The 1873-nt window shown below is 29.6% G+C and carries 2 protein-coding genes; both read left to right on the top strand.

The window, feature by feature from the left end; all coding sequences use genetic code 11:
- A partial coding sequence (locus tag IIF7_RS20940) for a hypothetical protein (RefSeq protein ID WP_217806703.1) occupies window positions 1-775 on the top strand: 775 nt, incomplete at its 5' end.
- Between the two features lie 150 nt (window positions 776-925).
- Window positions 926-1744, top strand: coding sequence for a hypothetical protein (locus tag IIF7_RS20515; protein WP_084843548.1), 819 nt, complete (start codon window positions 926-928; stop codon window positions 1742-1744).
- The last annotated feature ends 129 nt before the right edge of the window (window positions 1745-1873 follow it).

The raw sequence follows: 1873 nt of genomic DNA, 5'->3' as shown, positions 1-1873 counted from the left end.
TTTGAGACAAACTGCCGTTGCCAGCAATGCTATGAGAATTTCGAACTACATATATATTTTTTTAATTTTTCCAATAGGCCTATTTGGTCAAAAAGAGAAAATATCTGCTGATATTGAATTTTTGGTTGGAGAATGGATCTCAGATTCCATAAATCCAGAACCTAAACATTGGAGGGAGTTTATTTTTATTGATAATAATAGAAATTTTACAAAAACATCATGGTGGTCAAATAGTTATATTTTACAGAACAATTTGATTTTAAAGGATGGGAAGATCATTCAAAAGGGAAGTATTATCTACCAAATAAAAATAATTGATTCAAATACTATCGAATTTGAAAACGCCAATTATTACGGAAGGTTTAAAAGAGATCCTTTTGGAGGATATAAAGAATCCTTAAAAAGATTTATTACTGGGCAAAAAACTAAGGAAGAACTAATAGGTAAATGGAAATATCAGAATTCAGAAATAATTGAGGAGGAAAAAAACAAAGATTATCCTGAAGGAGTAATTGAAAATTATCGTCTAAGAGACTTACTCCATTACAATTTACCAAACATTCTTATTGAGTTTGCTAAAGATAATAGATTGAAGATAGAATTTGGGCCTAAATTAGAAGAGTACTCTTACATAATTGACGACGAATCAATAAGCCTTCAAAAATCAGATTATGTTATCAATTTCGATTATGAATTTTCGAATGGAGTTTTAAATATTATAGATAATAAACATGGAATAAAAAGGGAAATTGAGTTTCAAAAAATTTCAGATTGATGCACTGCAGGCAACAACGATTCATCGCAAATAGCGGTTTTTAGCTAAAAATGTGTAATTTTAGAAACCAAGCAAGTAAAGATTAAACCGACAAATCCGTGTCCCTTATTCCACTACTTGCGATAATCGAAACCGTTGGGGCTAATTTATATGAAGAAACTACTGATAAACATAATTCCGATTTTTTTGATTGTGTTTAATTGCTATTCTCAATCAATAACATCTAGTAGAACCAAAATATTTGAACAGTACAAAACTGAATTTGGTAAACCCAAAGAGATAAATAATAAAAATACTTTCTACAACAAATCAGGTAAGGAGATTAAGGAGGAAAAAATTACGTTTTCAAAAAACCTTGATACAATAACAGAGCTCAGATATAAAAATTCAGAAATAGATGCCAGGCTAGTATTTATATTTGATGAACAGAAAAATTTAATTTTCAGATCATTTAAAAACAAAGTACCTCTATTCGGTTGGCAAATTCAAAAAGCTGAATACAAATACAACGAAAAAGGTATACAAGAAATTAATGATCTCGATCCTAATAGTAATATTTTAAGAACGGCAGTTTTTAAAAATGATTCAATGGGAAATCCTATCTCCATGAAGCTCTATGATAGAAATAATAATCTTTTAGGATACGAAACAGCGGAGTATAATTATTCAAACAATAGTTATACATATAAAGTCTTTGATTCTAATGGGAGTTTGAAAACATCAAGTAAGCATACAGTTGATTATAAACAATCAAAATCGAATAACTACAATGATCACGGTGACGTAATATCATATCCTAGAAATTGGGACGAAAATGACAATGTCTATTATTTCCTAGAATATAAGTATGATGATAAAGGCAACTGGATCGACAAGAAAATCTACAAAGTTGAAAAGAAAGGTGATACATTCGTAAACAAGGAAAAAGATAGAAGATTTAAAAGAAAAATCGAGTATTGGGAAGAATAAACTAGCCCCAACAACGATTCATCGCAAATAGCGGTTTATAAATAAAAAAGAGTAATTTTAGAAATCAAACAAGAAAAGGATAAGCCGACAAATCCGTCTCACTTATTCCGCTACTTGCGATAATCGAAA

Origin of the sequence: Zunongwangia atlantica 22II14-10F7 (assembly GCF_002094855.1) — a bacterium.
In the GTDB taxonomy this organism is placed as follows: Bacteria; Bacteroidota; Bacteroidia; order Flavobacteriales; family Flavobacteriaceae; genus Zunongwangia; species Zunongwangia atlantica.
Note: the sequence above shows the minus strand (reverse complement) of the source record. Positions and strands in the feature narration are given on the sequence as shown.